12 protein-coding genes are annotated in these 16137 nt (G+C 56.4%); 3 read left to right on the forward strand and 9 right to left on the reverse strand.

The genetic code is table 11. The features are described from left to right. Positions 1 to 312 precede the first annotated feature (312 nt). A complete protein-coding gene (gene mocA / locus AC07P6_RS04800; protein WP_478315757.1) occupies positions 313 to 879 on the reverse strand; it encodes a molybdenum cofactor cytidylyltransferase in 567 nt (188 codons plus the stop codon). Positions 880 to 905: 26 nt separating this feature from the next. On the opposite strand from mocA, the gene yqeC reads away from it, so the two are divergent. Then, positions 906 to 1685 (forward strand): selenium cofactor biosynthesis protein YqeC, encoded by a 780-nt coding sequence (gene yqeC / locus AC07P6_RS04805; RefSeq protein WP_478315758.1) that lies wholly within the window; start codon positions 906 to 908, stop codon positions 1683 to 1685. 48 nt (positions 1686 to 1733) lie between these two features. After that, positions 1734 to 3359 (forward strand): selenium-dependent molybdenum cofactor biosynthesis protein YqeB, encoded by a 1626-nt coding sequence (gene yqeB / locus AC07P6_RS04810; RefSeq protein WP_478315759.1) that lies wholly within the window; start codon positions 1734 to 1736, stop codon positions 3357 to 3359. A 239-nt stretch (positions 3360 to 3598) separates the two neighbouring features. Here the strand turns inward: yqeB and arcC are convergent, their stop codons facing one another. From arcC to ygeW, 5 genes are read right to left on the reverse strand one after another with little or no spacing between them, the layout of a single operon-like run. Then, complete coding sequence (gene arcC / locus AC07P6_RS04815; RefSeq protein WP_434661592.1) at positions 3599 to 4531, reverse strand: carbamate kinase; 933 nt, start codon at positions 4529 to 4531, stop codon at positions 3599 to 3601. 10 nt (positions 4532 to 4541) lie between these two features. Then, positions 4542 to 5933 carry a dihydropyrimidinase gene (gene hydA / locus AC07P6_RS04820; RefSeq protein WP_112217319.1) on the reverse strand — a complete coding sequence of 464 codons (1392 nt, stop codon included), beginning with the start codon at positions 5931 to 5933 and terminating at the stop codon, positions 4542 to 4544. Between the two features lie 48 nt (positions 5934 to 5981). Continuing rightward, positions 5982 to 7193, reverse strand: a complete 1212-nt coding sequence (locus AC07P6_RS04825) for a YgeY family selenium metabolism-linked hydrolase (RefSeq protein ID WP_110276681.1) — start codon at positions 7191 to 7193, stop codon at positions 5982 to 5984. A 57-nt stretch (positions 7194 to 7250) separates the two neighbouring features. Continuing rightward, complete coding sequence (gene dpaL / locus AC07P6_RS04830; RefSeq protein WP_478315760.1) at positions 7251 to 8447, reverse strand: diaminopropionate ammonia-lyase; 1197 nt, start codon at positions 8445 to 8447, stop codon at positions 7251 to 7253. Between the two features lie 56 nt (positions 8448 to 8503). Continuing rightward, the gene (gene ygeW / locus AC07P6_RS04835; protein ID WP_130624347.1) at positions 8504 to 9691 is read right to left on the reverse strand and encodes a knotted carbamoyltransferase YgeW; all 1188 of its coding nucleotides are present in this window, start codon (positions 9689 to 9691) and stop codon (positions 8504 to 8506) included. Positions 9692 to 10155: 464 nt separating this feature from the next. Here ygeW and AC07P6_RS04840 point away from each other — a divergent pair, with 464 nt between their 5' ends. Next, positions 10156 to 11934, forward strand: coding sequence for a sigma-54 interaction domain-containing protein (locus AC07P6_RS04840; protein ID WP_304253476.1), 1779 nt, complete (start codon positions 10156 to 10158; stop codon positions 11932 to 11934). 361 nt (positions 11935 to 12295) lie between these two features. On the opposite strand, the gene xdhC is transcribed toward AC07P6_RS04840, so the two are convergent. The 3 genes from xdhC to xdhA are packed head-to-tail and all read right to left on the reverse strand — an operon-like array spanning position 12296 to position 15958. Continuing rightward, positions 12296 to 12775, reverse strand: coding sequence for a xanthine dehydrogenase iron sulfur-binding subunit XdhC (gene xdhC / locus AC07P6_RS04845; protein WP_478316939.1), 480 nt, complete (start codon positions 12773 to 12775; stop codon positions 12296 to 12298). Further along, positions 12772 to 13650, reverse strand: a complete 879-nt coding sequence (xdhB, locus tag AC07P6_RS04850; protein ID WP_478315761.1) for a xanthine dehydrogenase FAD-binding subunit XdhB — start codon at positions 13648 to 13650, stop codon at positions 12772 to 12774. Before xdhB ends, xdhC begins: the two co-directional genes overlap by 4 nt. 4 nt (positions 13651 to 13654) lie before the next feature. Beyond that, on the reverse strand, positions 13655 to 15958 hold the full coding sequence (xdhA, locus tag AC07P6_RS04855) for a xanthine dehydrogenase molybdenum-binding subunit XdhA (RefSeq protein WP_478315762.1): 2304 nt from the start codon (positions 15956 to 15958) through the stop codon (positions 13655 to 13657). Positions 15959 to 16137: the final 179 nt, after the last annotated feature.

The following is a 16137-nucleotide window of genomic DNA, read 5'->3' on the forward strand; positions in this document are numbered from 1 at the left end:
CTTTATCATTAATTAGCCGGTACAAATAAACCGGTGGTATGGGAGAGATAGAGCAACATTCGCACCACTCTTGCTGGCGAGCGGCATAAATATAATTTTTTGTGAAGCGCTTCTAAAGTTATGTCTGCTTTGTGAAAGATCTCACATTGCGTAAATGAGAATTAAAATCAGTCCTGGTTGTTGATGAAGTCAGCGTTTCTCGAAAGTATCTTATTTTCTCAAAAAGGGTGAGTTTGTATCATTATGATAAGTGCGAAAGACGCCTGGTTTGATTATTTGAACGCAATCGTTTAACTCGGCAGATAAGCTATTTTATTGACGATGATGCAGGTTAATAAAATCCTCTGGCGTATCGATATCTAAAGTGATTTCGCGATTGTTTATTTCTACTCTATTATGCGCGCCCGCCAGCAATGCCTGACGCATATTTTTATGTGGCCGGGAGATAGCTTGCTGCAGGCACTCTCTGGTGAGCAAAATAGGGTGTCCAGGGACGCCGTGATAGTAAGGTATGAGCGCACCAGAGTTACGTAAAGACCACATTTTATTGAATATTTCAACGGTGAGGCAGGGCATGTCACCGTGGGTGATGAAGCAGTATTCGCTCTCAACGGCGGCGGCGGCAGCCTTCACGGAAGAGTATAAACCGTCAGCATAATCTGAGTTGTGGATAATAATAATATTACGCATATTGGCATAACGTTGATGCAGTTCATTGCCACGATACCCCGTGACTAAAATAATCCGGCTGCAAAATTGCAGGGCGTTTTTGATACTTGCATCAAGAATTGTCCCTCCTTGCCAGGGTAACATCATTTTCCATTCTCCCATCCGTGATGAAAGCCCTGCGGCGGTAATAATACAGTCGATAGCTGGCATTGCGCGTCCATTATTTAAGGTGATTGATGGTTACCAAGGAAAATATAAAGGATAACGCCGAATTGTTCTTTGACTTAGGTGCGCAGAGTCGTCCCTCGGTTATTTCAGTCGTGGGGGCCGGAGGCAAAACCAGCACCATTTTCTGGCTGGCCCAGTTATTCCATGCCAGCGGACGGCGCGTCGTGGTGACGACGACGACTCAAATGTTCCTGCCTGATGCTGCTTATCCGGTGATCTTTTGTCGGGAGGCTGCCGCTCTGCCTTCCCACTATCTCGAGCTGCCCATTTTAACCTGTTTTCACTCCTGGAAAGCGCAGGAGGGCAAAGCGCGAGGTTTTTCGGCGAGCGCCATTGATGCGCTGGCAGCGCGAGAGGAATGCGACGTTATTTTAGTGGAAGCTGACGGCGCTCACGGATTGCCGCTAAAAGCGCCGGATGAGCATGAACCTTGCATACCTGAAAGCAGTTGCTGCGTGATTGCTGTAACGGGCGGGCATATGTTGGGGGAGAAAACGGGAGCGGAAAATGTCCATCGCTGGCCGCTGTTTGCTGATATCACTGGCCTGGCAGCGGATGAGCTGCTGACGTTCGGGCACCTTCTCCGGCTCATTCGCCATCCGCAGGGCGCGTTTAAAAATGTACCGCCGGGCAGCCGACGGATCTGGTTCCTCAACCAGTTTTCTCAATCTGAGAATCGCCTGGCTGAAGACGAACTGAACTCGCTCTTGCGCAATGGGGATATGGATGCCATCTGGCTGGGCGCGATACTGGAACGCCCGCCGATTATGCGCAGATTTGTGAGATAGCGACGCCGGGAGACCGGATCTACCGAACGGATATCCATTGAGGTTTTTATGAATATTTTCACAGAAGCTGCAAGACTCGAAGAACAAAACAGTCCATTTGCGCTGGCGCAAATTGTGGATAGCCGTGGCTCAACGCCGCGACATTCAGCAGAAATGCTTGTCCATCAGGATGGAACCATCGTCGGCACCATTGGCGGCGGCATGGTGGAGCGTAAGGTGATCGACGAGGCGCTACAGGCATTAGAGGAGCGAAAGCCGCGCCTGTTTCATGGACGAATGGCGCGTAACGGCACCGATGCCGTGGGTTCAGATTGCGGCGGCGCGATGACGGTATTTATTAGCGTCCACGGTCTGCGGCCCCGGCTGGTGTTGATTGGCGCGGGGCATGTGAATCGGGCTATTGCCCAGAGCGCGGCGCTATTGGGTTTTGATATCGCCGTGGCGGATATCCATCGTGAAAGCTTAAATCCGGCCTCTTTTCCTCCCTCGGTGCAGCTACTCTGTGCCGACTCGTTTGCCGCGGCGGTGGATGCGCTGGAGATCCGCCCCGATAACTTTGTGCTGATCGCTACCAATAATCAGGATCGCGAGGCGCTGGATAAGCTGGTGGAACGCCCGGTGGCATGGCTGGGGTTGCTGGCGAGCCGCCGCAAGGTTCAGCTTTTTATGCGCCAGTTGCGGGAGAAGGGGGTTGATGAAGAGCATCTCGCGCGCCTGCATGCGCCGGTGGGCTATAACATTGGTGCCGAAACGCCGCAGGAGATTGCGGTGAGCGTGCTGGCTGAAATCTTACAGGTTAAAAACAATGCTCCCGGCGGCTTGATGATGCGAGCGGCGCACCCGTCCGGACACCAGCGCGTGGTGGTTCGCGGCGCGGGGGATATCGCCAGCGGCGTGGCGCTGCGTCTGTTTCATGCCGGATTCAAAGTGTTCATGCTGGAGGTTGAGAAACCGACGGTTATCCGCCGCAGCGTGGCTTTTGCCCAGGCCGCGTTTGACGGCGAAATGGTGGTCGAAGGCGTAACCGCCCGGCTGGCGAGCACGACGGCAGAGGCGATTGCGCTGGCTGAACGCGGTATTATCCCGATATTGGTCGACCCTTTCTGTTCATCGCTTGAGGCGCTGAAGCCCGTCTGCGTGGTCGATGCGATTCTGGCGAAACAGAATCTGGGCACTCATATTGAAATGGCGCCGGTGACTATCGCGCTGGGGCCAGGGTTCCGCGCGGGTGAGGATTGCCGTGCGGTGATTGAGACCAATCGCGGTCACTGGCTGGGGCAGGTGATTTACTCGGGCTGCGCGCAGGAAAATACCGGCGTTCCCGGCAATATTATGGGCCACACCGCGCGTCGGGTGATCCGCGCGCCCACCGCAGGCATCATGCGTGCCAACGTGAAGCTAGGCGATTTGGTAGAAGAGGGTGATGTCGTGGCCTGGATTGGTGAAAGCGAAATTAAGGCGCCGCTATCGGGCATGGTACGCGGCTTGTTAAGCGATGGTCTGGCGGTGGTCGGCGGCTTTAAGATTGGCGATATCGACCCGCGCGGCGAGACCGCTGATTTTACCAGCGTTTCTGATAAAGCGAGGGCGATTGGCGGCGGCGTGCTGGAAGCGCTGATGATGCTGATGCATCAGGGCGTGAAATCGACTAACGAGGTGCTGGAAGTCGCATAGCGTGGGCTCCTCACCCTCAGACGACTGTGAACCTGTAGCCCGGCTAAGCGTAGCGTGAGCCGGGAAGCAGATGCGCCGAACCATCAGGTCCGGCACATTTCCCGGAGGCGGCGCCAGAAGCGCCTTGTCCGGGCTACCGGCCCGCAGACGGTTGTGAACCCGTAGCCCGGACAGATGCGTAGCATCGCCTCCGGGGAAAATACCAGCCCTCCCGACTAAGCGGCCAACACCTTATCCGGCTACTGGCAAATCACGGTGCCGGTTTTACCTTCGATTCCTTCTTTCGCTTTGCTCAACACGGTAATCAGAGATTCGCGCCCTGGGCGGGAACGGGCGAACGAGGCGGCGGCTTCGACTTTCGGCAACATGGAACCTTTGGCGAAATGCCCTTCGTTGATAAAGCGCTCCGCATCGCTTAATGACAAGCGATCCAGCCACTGTTCGTTAGGTTTACCGAAGTTGATAGCCACTTTTTCCACCGCCGTCAGGATGATCAGCATATCCGCATCGATCATTTCGGCGAGCCGGGCGCTGGCCCAGTCCTTATCGATCACCGCGCTGGCGCCGCGCAGATGGTTGCCTTCGCGGATCACCGGAATGCCGCCGCCGCCAACGGTAATCACTACCTGCCCGGCATCCAGCAGAGTTTTGACCGTCTCTTTCTCAATGATGTCTACCGGTTTAGGCGACGCGACGACGCGACGATAGCCGCGACCAGCATCTTCTTTCAGCGTATAGCCCTGTTTCTCCAGCTGTTCTGCCTCCTGCTGAGTGAAGAATGAACCGATAGGTTTGGTCGGATTAAGGAACGCGGGATCTAGGGCATCAACTTCCACCTGGGTCACCAGCGTCACTACCGGCTTATGCATCCCGCGCGACAGCAGCTCTTCGCGCAGCGCGTTTTGCAGATCGTAACCGATATAGCCCTGGCTCAACGCCACGCATACCGACATCGGCAGCATCGGCGTGTGGGCTTCGGTTTTCGCCGCCGCCTCAAAGGCCAGGTTGATCATCCCGACTTGCGGCCCGTTGCCGTGGGTGACCACTACCTGATGGCCCTGGGCGATTAAATCGACGATCGCCTGAGAGGTCATTTTGACGGCCTGCATCTGCCCGGCCAGATCCTCTCCCAGCGCATTCCCGCCGAGGGCGAGAACAATTTTCTTACTCATTTTTCCTCACTTATTCAGTATGCCAGGGATGGCTAAACGGTTTGCGTCTCAGGAAGCGGCCCCGGCCCGCTCTGGCGTTAAATTCCCCTTTGCAAAAGAGGGTTTCACCGCGCGAAAGGGTTCTGACGATCGCCCCGGTACAGCGAAAGCCCTCCCATGGGGAGTAGTCGGCGTTGTCATGCAGTTCGGCGTGACGAATTTCCGTCGTTTGATTCGGGTCGATAATCACCACATCGCCATCGGAACCCGGGGCCAGCCGACCTTTCTGCGGCCACAGGCCGAACAGCCTGGACGGCATGGCGCTGGTCATATCGACAAAGCGTTCTGGCGTGATGCGCCCGCTCATCACGGCGCTGGAAAAGAGCAGCAGCAGGCGGTTTTCCACGCCGGGCAGACCGTTCGGGCAGCGGTTGAAATCGCCGCCAGAGAGCTGCTGGCGCTGGGCTATCGAAAAGTTGCAGTGGTCGGTGGCGACCACGTCGATTGCGCCGTCGCTGATGCCGCACCAGAGTTTGTCCTGCTCGCGGACGTTGCGCAGAGGCGGACTGAGAATAAAATTCAGCCCGTCAGGTGCGTCATAACGGCGCTCATCCAGCAATAGATATTGCGGGCAGGTCTCTACCCACACCGGCTGGTGGTTAGCTCTTGCCAGGCGTAAATAATCCAGCCCCAGACCGTTGGAGAGATGGACGATATACAGCGGCGCATTCCCGGCGAGCTGCGCCAGATTGATCATCCGGGCAATGGCCTCGGCCTCGCACTCCAGCGGGCGGCTCAGGGCGTGATAGCGCGGCGCGGTCAGCCCGGCGGCAAGAAACTCGGCGCGCTTGCAGGCAATGGCGGCATCATTCTCCGGATGGACCGTCGTCAGCGCGCCGGAGATGTGCAGGCGGCGCAGCGCTTGCAGCACATCATCGTCGTTGAGCTTGTACTGATAGGTCAGGTAGAGCTTAAAGCTGCTGATCCCCTCTTCAACCATCATCGGAATTTCATCAAGAATGGCGTGATTGATATGCTGGATGACCCCGTGGAAGCTGTAATCGACCACCGCCTTATGCGCGGCGTAACCGTGGTAAACCTCCAGTTGATGGCGTAATCGGCAGCCTGTCGGGCCAAACCCCATATGGTCGATAATGGTTGTTGTACCGCCACACGCCGCCGCGCGGGTACCGGTAAAAAAATCATCACAGCTACGGGCAATGCCGACGTCAATGTTGAAATGGGTGTGCACGTCCACGCCGCCGGGCATGACGTAGCAGCCGGCCGCATCGACGATCTCGCAAGGTAGCTGTGGCGTAATATTGTCGCCGAGCTGACGAACAATACCGTTTTCTATCAGCAAATCCTGTTTTGCCTGTCCGTCAGCGTTAACGACGATTCCGTTTTTAATCAGTACGCGCATAGCAGACTCCAGAAATCCCCCGGTAAGCCGGGGGATGCAGAGGGATGATTATTTTGTTGCCAGCCAGCTCAACGGGATGGCGGCGTACATGGCGGCGCAGGTGACCAGATGCGATTTCCAGGTTTTCTCGTTTGGCGCATGGGCTTCCGGCTCTTTACCCGGACCAAAGCCGATCACTGGAATGCCGTGACGTCCCATAATCGAGACGCCGTTGGTGGAGAAGGTCCACTTATCGACCACCGGCGCTTTGCCGAACAGCCCTTCATAAGCATTGACCAGCGCTTTGACGGTGAAGTGATCCTCTTCGACTTTCCAGGTCGGGAAGTAGCATTCGGTCGGATAAACTAATCCGGTCCAGGATGGGCGGTCATAGTTGTACATCGACACCACCGCATTGGCTTTTTGCACGGCGGGCAGGGCGCGGATTTCGTCCAGCGCGCCTTCCCAGGTTTCGCCCCAGGTCAGACGGCGGTCGATAGAGACGGCGCAGCTATCCGCCACCGCGCAGCGGCTCGGCGAGGTGAAGAAGATCTCGGAAACCGTCAACGTGCCCTTGCCGAGGAATTCGTCGTAAGCCAGATGCTGCGACAAATCCTGCAATTCATTGAGAATCGGCCCCATCTTGAAGATCGCGTTATCGCCGCGCTCTGGTGCAGAGCCGTGACAGCTGACGCCCTGTACATCAACACGGATTTCCATACGCCCGCGCTGTCCGCGATACACCTGACAGTCGGTCGGCTCGGTGCTGACGACAAATTCCGGGCGAATGCCGGACTGTTCGATAATGTACTGCCAGCACAGGCCGTCGCAGTCCTCTTCCTGCACGGTACCGGTCACCAGCAGGGTGTACTCATCTTCCAGGCCGAGGTCTTTGATGATCTTCCCGGCATACACCATCGATGCCATGCCGCCTTCCTGATCGGAAGTGCCGCGTCCGCCGATCAGCTCATCGGTTTCCATGCCTTCATACGGATCAAATTCCCAGTTCTTAATATTGCCGATCCCCACGGTATCGATATGGGCGTCCATCGCCACCAGCCGCGGGCCATGACCGATATAACCGAGAATGTTGCCCATCGGGTCGATCTCGACTTTATCGAAGCCGACTTTTTCCATCTCCTGTTTGATGCGGTGAACCACGCGTTTTTCATCACAGCTCTCGCTGGGGATGGCGACCATATCGCGCAGGAAGCGCGTCATGTCGGCTTGGTAGTCGTGTGCTTTTTCCAGAATCAGTTTAAAGGGAATGTGCTTAGCCATTATTGTTCTCCAGTTTTCACTCCCGTATCTCCTTGGGAGCCTGTTCTCATTAGGGGATTACGGGGTGACCGGATGTTTGCCTTCCCAGACCACTTCGCGATAGTGCTTCACGTCGGTGTCGCCTTCGGTGCTGATAACCAGCACGATGGCGTCTTTATCCAGTGCCAGTTTTTCCATCAGGGCCTGACGCTGCGGGTGATGGTGTACTGCCGCCAGAACGCCCAGGCCTACGGCACCGGACTCGCCGGAGATCACTCGCGGATCGTCGCCGTATGGGTTACCCAGCACGCGCATGCCCAGCGCAGCGACGCTGTCCTGGCAGGAGATAAACTGCGTGGCGCAGTTGCGCAGAATTTCCCAGCCGAGCGGGTTAGGTTCGCCACAGGCCAGACCGGCCATGATGGTTGCCATATCGCCGCCAACGTTGACGATGTCGCCCTTGACGCCCGAGCGATAAATGCAGTCGGCCTTATCCGGCTCAACGATAATGCTGCGCAGGTTTTGCGGGCCATAAACATCCACCAGGTAGCCCAGCACGCCGCCCGCCATCGCGCCGACCCCCGCCTGCAACAGTACGTGAGTTGGCGTGACGCCCATTTCGCGCATCTGCTCTACGGCTTCATCGGCAAGCGTCGCGTAGCCCTGCATAATCCAGGTCGGAATTTTGGTGTAACCTTCCCAGGCGGTATCCTGCACCACCTCCCAGCCGTTTTGCTGCGCGTGTTGCATGGTCAGACGAACGGTGTCGTCATAGTTCATATCGGTAACGATGCATTCAGCGCCGAGATTGAGAATGGCGTCGACGCGCTCCTGAGCGGAGCTTTTCGGCATATAAATCACCGCATGTTGCCCGAGCTGCTGCGCGGCCCAGGCGATGCCGCGACCGTGGTTGCCATCGGTGGTGGTGGCAAAGGTCATCTTTTCGCCGATGGCGTTTTTGAGCTGCGCGAACGAGAGCGTCTCGATATCAAGGTGATATTTCTCGCACAGCAGGCGGGCGATGGCATAGGCACCGCCGAGCATTTTGAAGGCGTTCAGCCCAAAGCGTTTTGATTCATCTTTGACGAGAATTTTTTTCACGCCAAACAGGCTGGCCAGGCTGTCCAGCGCGCAGAGCGGCGTTGGGCGATAGCCCGCAATTTGCTGATGGAACTGGCGCGCCACTTTGGCCTGTTTTTGCGAAAAGAGGGGCGACGTTTCACCGTTATAAAAATGGTTGTCGGCAATATCGATCTTCAGTGTGAAAACGGACATATCCTATCCTTATTGGCCTCCGGAAGGGAAAGCCGACCGGCGGGTCGGCTCGGGGGTTATTTCATGCGCTGTTGCGCTTCTTTCAACAGTTGTTCCAGCAGGACGCCGGGCTTCGGATATTTGCGGGCGAGGATCATCGCGGCGATGATGTAAGGCTTCCAGCTGGCCTCTTTATAAGTGGCGATGCGGTATTTTTCGAACACACCTTCGGTAACTTCGCCTTCTTTACAGGAGACGCCGCTGATATCCGCTGGCAGGCAGTGCATATACAGCGCTTCGCCGTCGCGGGTTAGCTCCATCATCTCTTCGGTGCAGTGCCAGTCTTTATGCTTCGCGTTCTGCTCCAGACACTGTCTTTCCAGCTCTTTCAGCGCCGCGTGGTCGTTAGCGCGCAGTAATTCGGTACGCTCTTCCATCACTTTGTAAGGGGCCCATGACTTCGGATAGACGATGTCGGCGTCCTTAAAGGCCTCTTCCATGCTGGTCACCTGGCGGAAGCTGCCGCCGGAGGCGTTGGCGTTGCTTTTTGCCACTTCGATAACATCAGGAATCAGGTCATAGCCTTCCGGATGCGCCAGCGTGACGTCCATACCGAAGCGGGTCATCAGGCCGATAATCCCCTGCGGCACGGAGAGCGGTTTACCGTAGCTCGGGGAATACGCCCAGGTCATGGCGATTTTTTTGCCTTTGAGGTTTTCCAGCGAGCCAAAGTGCTCGCGTAGCCAGGCCAGATCTGCCATCGCCTGCGTCGGGTGGTCGATATCACATTGCAGGTTAACTAACGCCGGACGCTGCGGCAGCACGCCCTGCTTGTAACCGTCGTCAAGCGCTGCGCCGACTTCACGCATATAGGCGTTGCCCGCGCCGAGATACATGTCGTCGCGAATACCGATCGCATCGGCGCAAAACGAGATCATGTTGGCCGTTTCGCGGACGGTTTCGCCGTGGGCGATTTGCGATTTGCCTTCATCGAGATCCTGCTGGGCGAGGCCGAGCAGGTTGAGGGCCGAGGCATAAGAGAAGCGGGTACGGGTGGAGTTATCGCGGAAAACAGAAATCCCTAATCCACTGTTGAAGACTTTGGTCGCGATATTTTCAGCGCGTAGCATCTTCAGCGCGGCGGCGACGTCGAGGACTTGCTTTAGTTCATCCGGCGTTTGCTCCCACGTTAATAAAAAATCCTTCTCGTGAAGGTGCGAGGTCAGCGAATTGATATCCTTTATCAGCTCATTAACAGTTTTCATTATAAGGTCCCGGTAGTGGAATGACGGCAAGGTGGCTTAACGGCTGTGACTGCGCGATATCACAGCGATACCATCAACTAACAATAAGTGTGCCAAGATTAATTCAAGGCGGCGTTAGTCCTATTTTAGGGCGGTTATTTGTGGCTGCGATCACAAATTAACAATGTTATTGGCGGGAATTAATCGACGTAAACGTTTGGCTTTTTAAATATCATTTTTCATCTTTATAAAGAAAATGGGAATAATATTAAGGGACGGGGGGTAAATCGTCATATTGATAAATAAGCTGGGGTAATTCTCATATTGATATAGAAATGTGACACCTCTTGCATAATTATCATGACAAAATGATAAACAACCCGCTTTTTATCAAAGCCGTTTTTTTCTGAGTTAGTATCATATCCTCTTGCAGTCATCGATATCCTCAACGATCTACCGCTTAAGTGATGCCGGAAGGTAAGTCTATGGTCCTCGCAACAACGCAATCCGTTTTGATGCAGATTCAACCGACTATTCAGCGCTTTGCCAGAATGCTGGCCAGCGTTTTGCAACTTGAGGTAGAGATTGTCGACGAACACCTGTGCCGCGTGGCGGGTACCGGTGCCTACGGCAAGTTTCTGGGGCGTCCGCTAAGCAGCAATTCAAGGCTATTGCGCTTTGTTCTGGAAACCCAGCAGGAAAAGGTGGTCACCCATTCTCGCCACGATCCGCTCTGTGAAGGATGTGACAGTAAAGACAACTGCCGTGAGAAAGCCTTTTTGGGCACGCCGGTTATTTTACAAGACCGCTGCGTGGGGGTGATAAGTTTGATTGCCGTTACCCATGAACAGCAGGAGCATATTAACGATAATCTGCGCGAGTTCTCCGATTACGTTCGCCATATATCGACCATTTTTGTTTCGAAACTTCTGCAAGATCAGGGAGGCAATGACAGCATCAGTAAAATATTCGCGACGATGATCGAGAATATGGATCAAGGGGTGCTGGTTATTGATGAAGATAATCGAGTGCAGTTTGCTAATCAAACGGCACTAAAAATACTCGGGGTGATGCAAAACACCATGACGGGTAAATCCGTGCGCTTCAGACCGCTCACCTTTGAAAGTAATTTTACGCACGGGCATATGCAACATATTGTTTCGTGGGATGATAAAAGCGAACTCATTATTGGTCAGCTGCATAATGTTCAGGGGCGGCAATTATTCCTGATGGCCTTTCATCAGTCGCATACCAGTACCGTCGTGGCGTTAGCCGATAATGAACCGCATATTGAGCAACTGGTCGGTGAGTGTCGGGTGATGCGCCAGCTTAAGCAGTTGATTGGTCGTATTGCCCCGAGCCCTTCCAGCGTGATGATTGTCGGCGAAAGCGGTACCGGGAAAGAGGTGGTCGCCCGGGCAATTCATAAGCTCAGCGATCGCAAAAATAAACCTTTTATCGCTATCAACTGCGCCGCTATTCCGGAGCAGTTGCTGGAAAGCGAACTGTTTGGCTATGTGAAAGGCGCATTTACCGGGGCGTCCGCCAACGGTAAAACCGGTCTGATTCAGGCAGCCAATAGCGGGACGCTATTTCTTGATGAGATTGGCGATATGCCGTTGGTGCTCCAGGCGAAGCTGCTGCGGGCTATTGAGGCGCGGGAAATTCTGCCTCTCGGTGCCAGCAGTCCGGTGCAGGTGGATATCCGCATAATCTCCGCCACCAATCAGAACCTCGGGCTGTTTATTGCCGAGGGTAAATTCCGCGAAGATCTTTTCTACAGGCTTAACGTCATCCCGTTAACCCTGCCGCCACTGCGTGAACGTCAGGATGATATCGAGTTGCTGGTGCACTACTTTCTGCATCTGCATACCCGTCGGCTTGGCCTGGTTTACCCCGGCATCGCCCCGGATGTGGTGACGTTGCTGAAGTATCATCGCTGGCCGGGCAATCTGCGGGAATTGAGCAACCTGATGGAGTATCTGGTTAACGTTGTCCCCTCGGGAGAGGTGATTGATAGCACGCTGCTGCCGCCGAATCTGCTCAATAACGGCAAAGCGCCCGAGCGTGATATCGCGCCCGCTGAGGTGCTGCACGTGCTGGCCGACGACGCCGGAGGCACCGCGCTTGAGGAGATGGAGAAACAGATGATCCGCGAAGCGCTGTCCCGGCATCACAATAAAAAACAGGCGGCGGACGAGCTGGGCATCGGTATTGCCACGCTCTATCGCAAGATTAAGAAATATGAATTGCTGAACGTCTGAACGGCACATTTCCCGGAGTCGATGCTGCGCATCTGTCGGGGCTACCAAACTCGCAGAGCGCACGGACCCGTAGCCTGGGCAAGGCGCGTTGAGCGCCGCCCCCGGGATGAAGCCACGCAGAGGCATCAGATCTGACACATTTCCCGGAGTCGATGCTGCGCATCTGTCCGGGCTACCAAACCCGCAGAGCGCGCGGACCCGTAGCCCGGGCAAGGCGCGTCGAGCGCCGCCCCCGGGATGAAGCCACGCAGAGGCATCAGATCTGGCACATTTCCCGGAGGCGATGCTGCGCATCTGTCCGGGCTACCAAACCCGCAGAGCGCACGAACCTGTATTTCCCGGAGGCGATATCCGACGCGCGTTATTCCTGCTTCTCGCAGGCCTGTACGGCCTGGAGGATCATCTGATAGCCGGTGCAGCGGCACAGGTTTCCCGCCAGCCCCCGGCGGATCTCCAGCACGGTTAGCGGTTGACTGCGCGGCTTGGCGAGCATGGCGGTGGTCGCCATAATCAATCCCGGCGTGCAGAACCCGCACTGAACGGCACCCGATTCTGCATAGGCTTTTTGCACCGGTGACAGCTGCCCGGCCTGCTGCTCTCCCTCCAGCGTGCGAACCTCCTTGCCTGCGGCCCAGACGGCGAGATACAGGCAGCTGTCTATCGCCGTTCCATCAATCAAAACGGTGCACGCGCCGCACTCCCCGACGCAGCAGCCGTGTTTCACGCTCAATAACCCCTGTTCGCGCAACAGCTCGGAGAGCGGCATACCCGGCGAGACGCTTAGCTGAAAGGCCATTCCGTTGATTCGACATTCGATGGTGATTCTGTCGCTGTGATTCATTGCCATTCTCCCCCCGCCGCGATCGCGGCTTCGCTGACCACTTTTTTTGTCATCGTCTGGATAAGGTGCAGACGAAATGCTTTGCTGGCGCGCCAGGAGGAGCGCGGGGTGACGTCCTGCAATACCGCTTCGCCGAGTGTCTCAAGGGTTTGCCGGGTTAACGGGGCGTTTTGCGCGCTCTGTTCAGCGTGTTGGCAGCGGATGGGCGTGGGGGCAGCGACTCCGAATGCCAGCCGCAGCTCGCGAATGCGCCCTCCCTCCAGACAACAGCGCGCGGCACAGCCGATGGTGGAAATATCCATGGCATCGCGCATGGCATATTTATAGTGTGCGCTGCCGGTAAACGCGGCGGGCTGGGCAGGAAAGTGAAACGCCACCACCAGCTCGTCGTGCTCAAGGGATACCTTGCCGGGGCCGGTGTGGAAGCCGTTGATCGGCGTAAAGCGCACGCCTTTCGACGAATGGATCTCCAGCGAGGCCTCGTAAATCAGCGTCGGGGTGGCAGAGTCGGCGCTGGTCGCTCCGTTGCAAATGTTGCCGCCGTAGGTGGCGACGTTACGAATTTGCGGTCCGGCGATTGAAGCGGAAGCCGCACTGAGAGCGGGAAGATGGCGCTGGACTAAGGGATTGTCGATAAGCTCGCTAAAGGTGGTGGCGGAGCCGATGCGAATCCCGCCGTGCTCAGTGAGGGTAATGCCGCGCAGCTCCACTAAGGCGTTGATGTCCACAATATGGCGATAACGAGCGTTGTGATGGTGAAGCTGAATTAAAACGTCAGTGCCGCCCGCGAGCAGTTTCGCCTGCGGATTGTTTGCCAGCAGCGCGATGGCCCCGGCGATATCCGGGGCGCGATGGTAGGTCGCGATATCAAACATAGTCTTATCCTTTAATCAAACCCGCTTCGTGAAACGCCTCGAACAGCCGTTTTGGCGTCAGCGGCAGCGTATCGACAGCGACGCCCGTCGCCATTTTGACCGCGTTACGAATGGCGGCGGCAATGGGAATAATCGGCGGCTCGCCGAGCGATTTATGCCCGTAGGCGGATTGCGGCTCCAGCGTTTCAACGAACGCGCTCTCCAGTTCCGGGAGATCGAGCATGGTCGGCATTTTGTAATCCAGCAGGTTGGGATTACGCACCACGCCGCTGTCGGCATCGATAATCATCTCTTCAAACAGCGACCAGCCGATGCCCATCCCCATTCCGCCGTGCACCTGGCCTTCCGCCAGCTGTGGATTCAAAATATGACCAGAGTCGTGGACGTTAAGGATCCGGTTAATCGTGACTTTACACAGGGCAAGATCGACGCTCAGGTCAACAAACGTGCAGCCGAAGGCTGGGGGATTGGTGGTGGTTTTCACCGAGCTTTCCGCCGACAGCTGACCGCCGCGTTCCGGATGATAAAACGCGTCCATGGCCAGGTCTTTCAGCGACAGCAGTGGGCGTGTGGGACGATCGATAAGGACGATATTGCCGCCGATAAGCGTCAGGCTCATGGCCGACTGATGCAGCATGACAGCAGCGTGCGTGAGGATTTTTTCTTTCAATTCCAGCGCCGCTTTGCGCAGCGCGGGCGCGGTGGTATAGCTTTGCCGCGAAGCAAACGCGCCGGGATCGAACGGGGTGACATCGGTATCCTGGGTTGAAATCACGTGGACATTGCTCACCGGGACGCCGACGGTTTCCGCCACCATCTGCGCAAATACGGTATCGGCCCCCTGACCAATTTCCGTCGCGCCGCTCTGGACGTTGATCGTCCCGTCCTGATTCATCAGCAGGCGAACCCCGGCGATCTCAACGCCGACCGGCCAGGTGTTGGAGGTATAGCTAAAGCAGGCGACGCCGACGCCGCGACGGATATCGCCCTGCTGATTCTGATATTCAGCGCGGCGTTTATCCCATTCAAACAGCTCGCGGCCTTTTTGCAGGCACTCCGGCAGCCCGGCGCTGTAGATAATTTTGCCGGTGAGCGGGTTGGCGTCCCCTTCGCGGGCGACGTTGAGTAAGCGGACATCTATCGGGTCCAGCCCCAACGCGGTAGCGGCATCATCGATCATTGCTTCCACCGCAAAGACGACCTGCGGCGCGCCGTATCCGCGCATCGCGCCCGCCGAGGGCAGGTTGGTATAGCAGGTGGTGGAGCGGTACCCGTAGGCGCTGCGTGGATAGAGATACGCCACTTTGTTGCCGCCCGCCGAGGCGATGGAGTGGCCGTGCGAAGCATACGCCCCAGTGTTAGACAGCACGTCGAGACTGTAGCCTTTTAAGATGCCGTCGCGATTGATGCCCATCCGTCCGTCGATGGTAAACGCATGTCGCGTGCGGGAGGCGAGAAAGCACTCTTCGCGGCTGAGCGAGACCTTCACCGGAATGCCGCCGAGCTTGCTGGTCAGGAAGGCCGCCATAGGCTCTTCTAACACATCCTGTTTATTGCCAAAACCACCGCCGACATAGGGCTTAATAACCCGCACGCAGGACCACGGAATGCCGAGCGCCTGACCGACGACTCGGCGCACGATGTGGGGGATCTGGGTGCTGGTGACGATGGAGATGCGGGAATCCTCTTCCATCCAGGCAAATGAGGTGACGGTCTCCATATGGCAATGTTGGATGACCGGCGTTTGATAGTGCCCCTGAATCTGCAGGTCTGCGGTTTCAATCGCCCCGGCAACGTCTCCGGCGGCCATTTCACTCTGTTTGAGCAGATTGCCGCCGGGATGGATTTCGACGGCTCCTTCAGCCAGCGCGGCCTCCGGGGTGGTTATCACCGGCAATGGCTGCCAGTCGACCTTAACCAGCAGCGCCGCTTTCTCGGCGGTCAGTTCGTCCCTGGCCACCACAATCGCCACTGCGTCACCGTGATGACGGACGTGACGGGTCAGCAGATAGCGGTCGGCGGCGTCGCGTTTACTCGCCTCCAGCGTCCAGGCGTGGCCTGCGGTGGCAAATGCAATATCCGGTACATCTTCCCAGGTAAATACCGCCAGCACGCCGGGCACATTTTTGGCATCGTCGCAATTGATGCTGTTGGCAAAGCCATGCGCGATGGGGCTGCGAACATATTTGGCATAACACATGCCTGCCATCACGTAATCATCGGTGTATCTGGCCCGCCCGGTCACCTTGGCAATGGCATCCACGCGCATACATGACTCACCGGTAACGGTCGCTTCTCGCGATTCCATAGTCGTCCCCCTGAAATGAAGATTTGGCTCGCAAGCCAATACCTAAAACAGGCAAGAATTACGCCAGAAGCGGAAATTACGGTGGGTAAGTCAAGGAACTGTGATGACGTTAAAAGTTGTGGCCGGTATGGGGAGGGGAGGGAGAAAAAAAGCCGCGCGCCGCGTATCATTATGAGCTT

The organism is Klebsiella sp. GFKo11 (assembly GCF_056490265.1).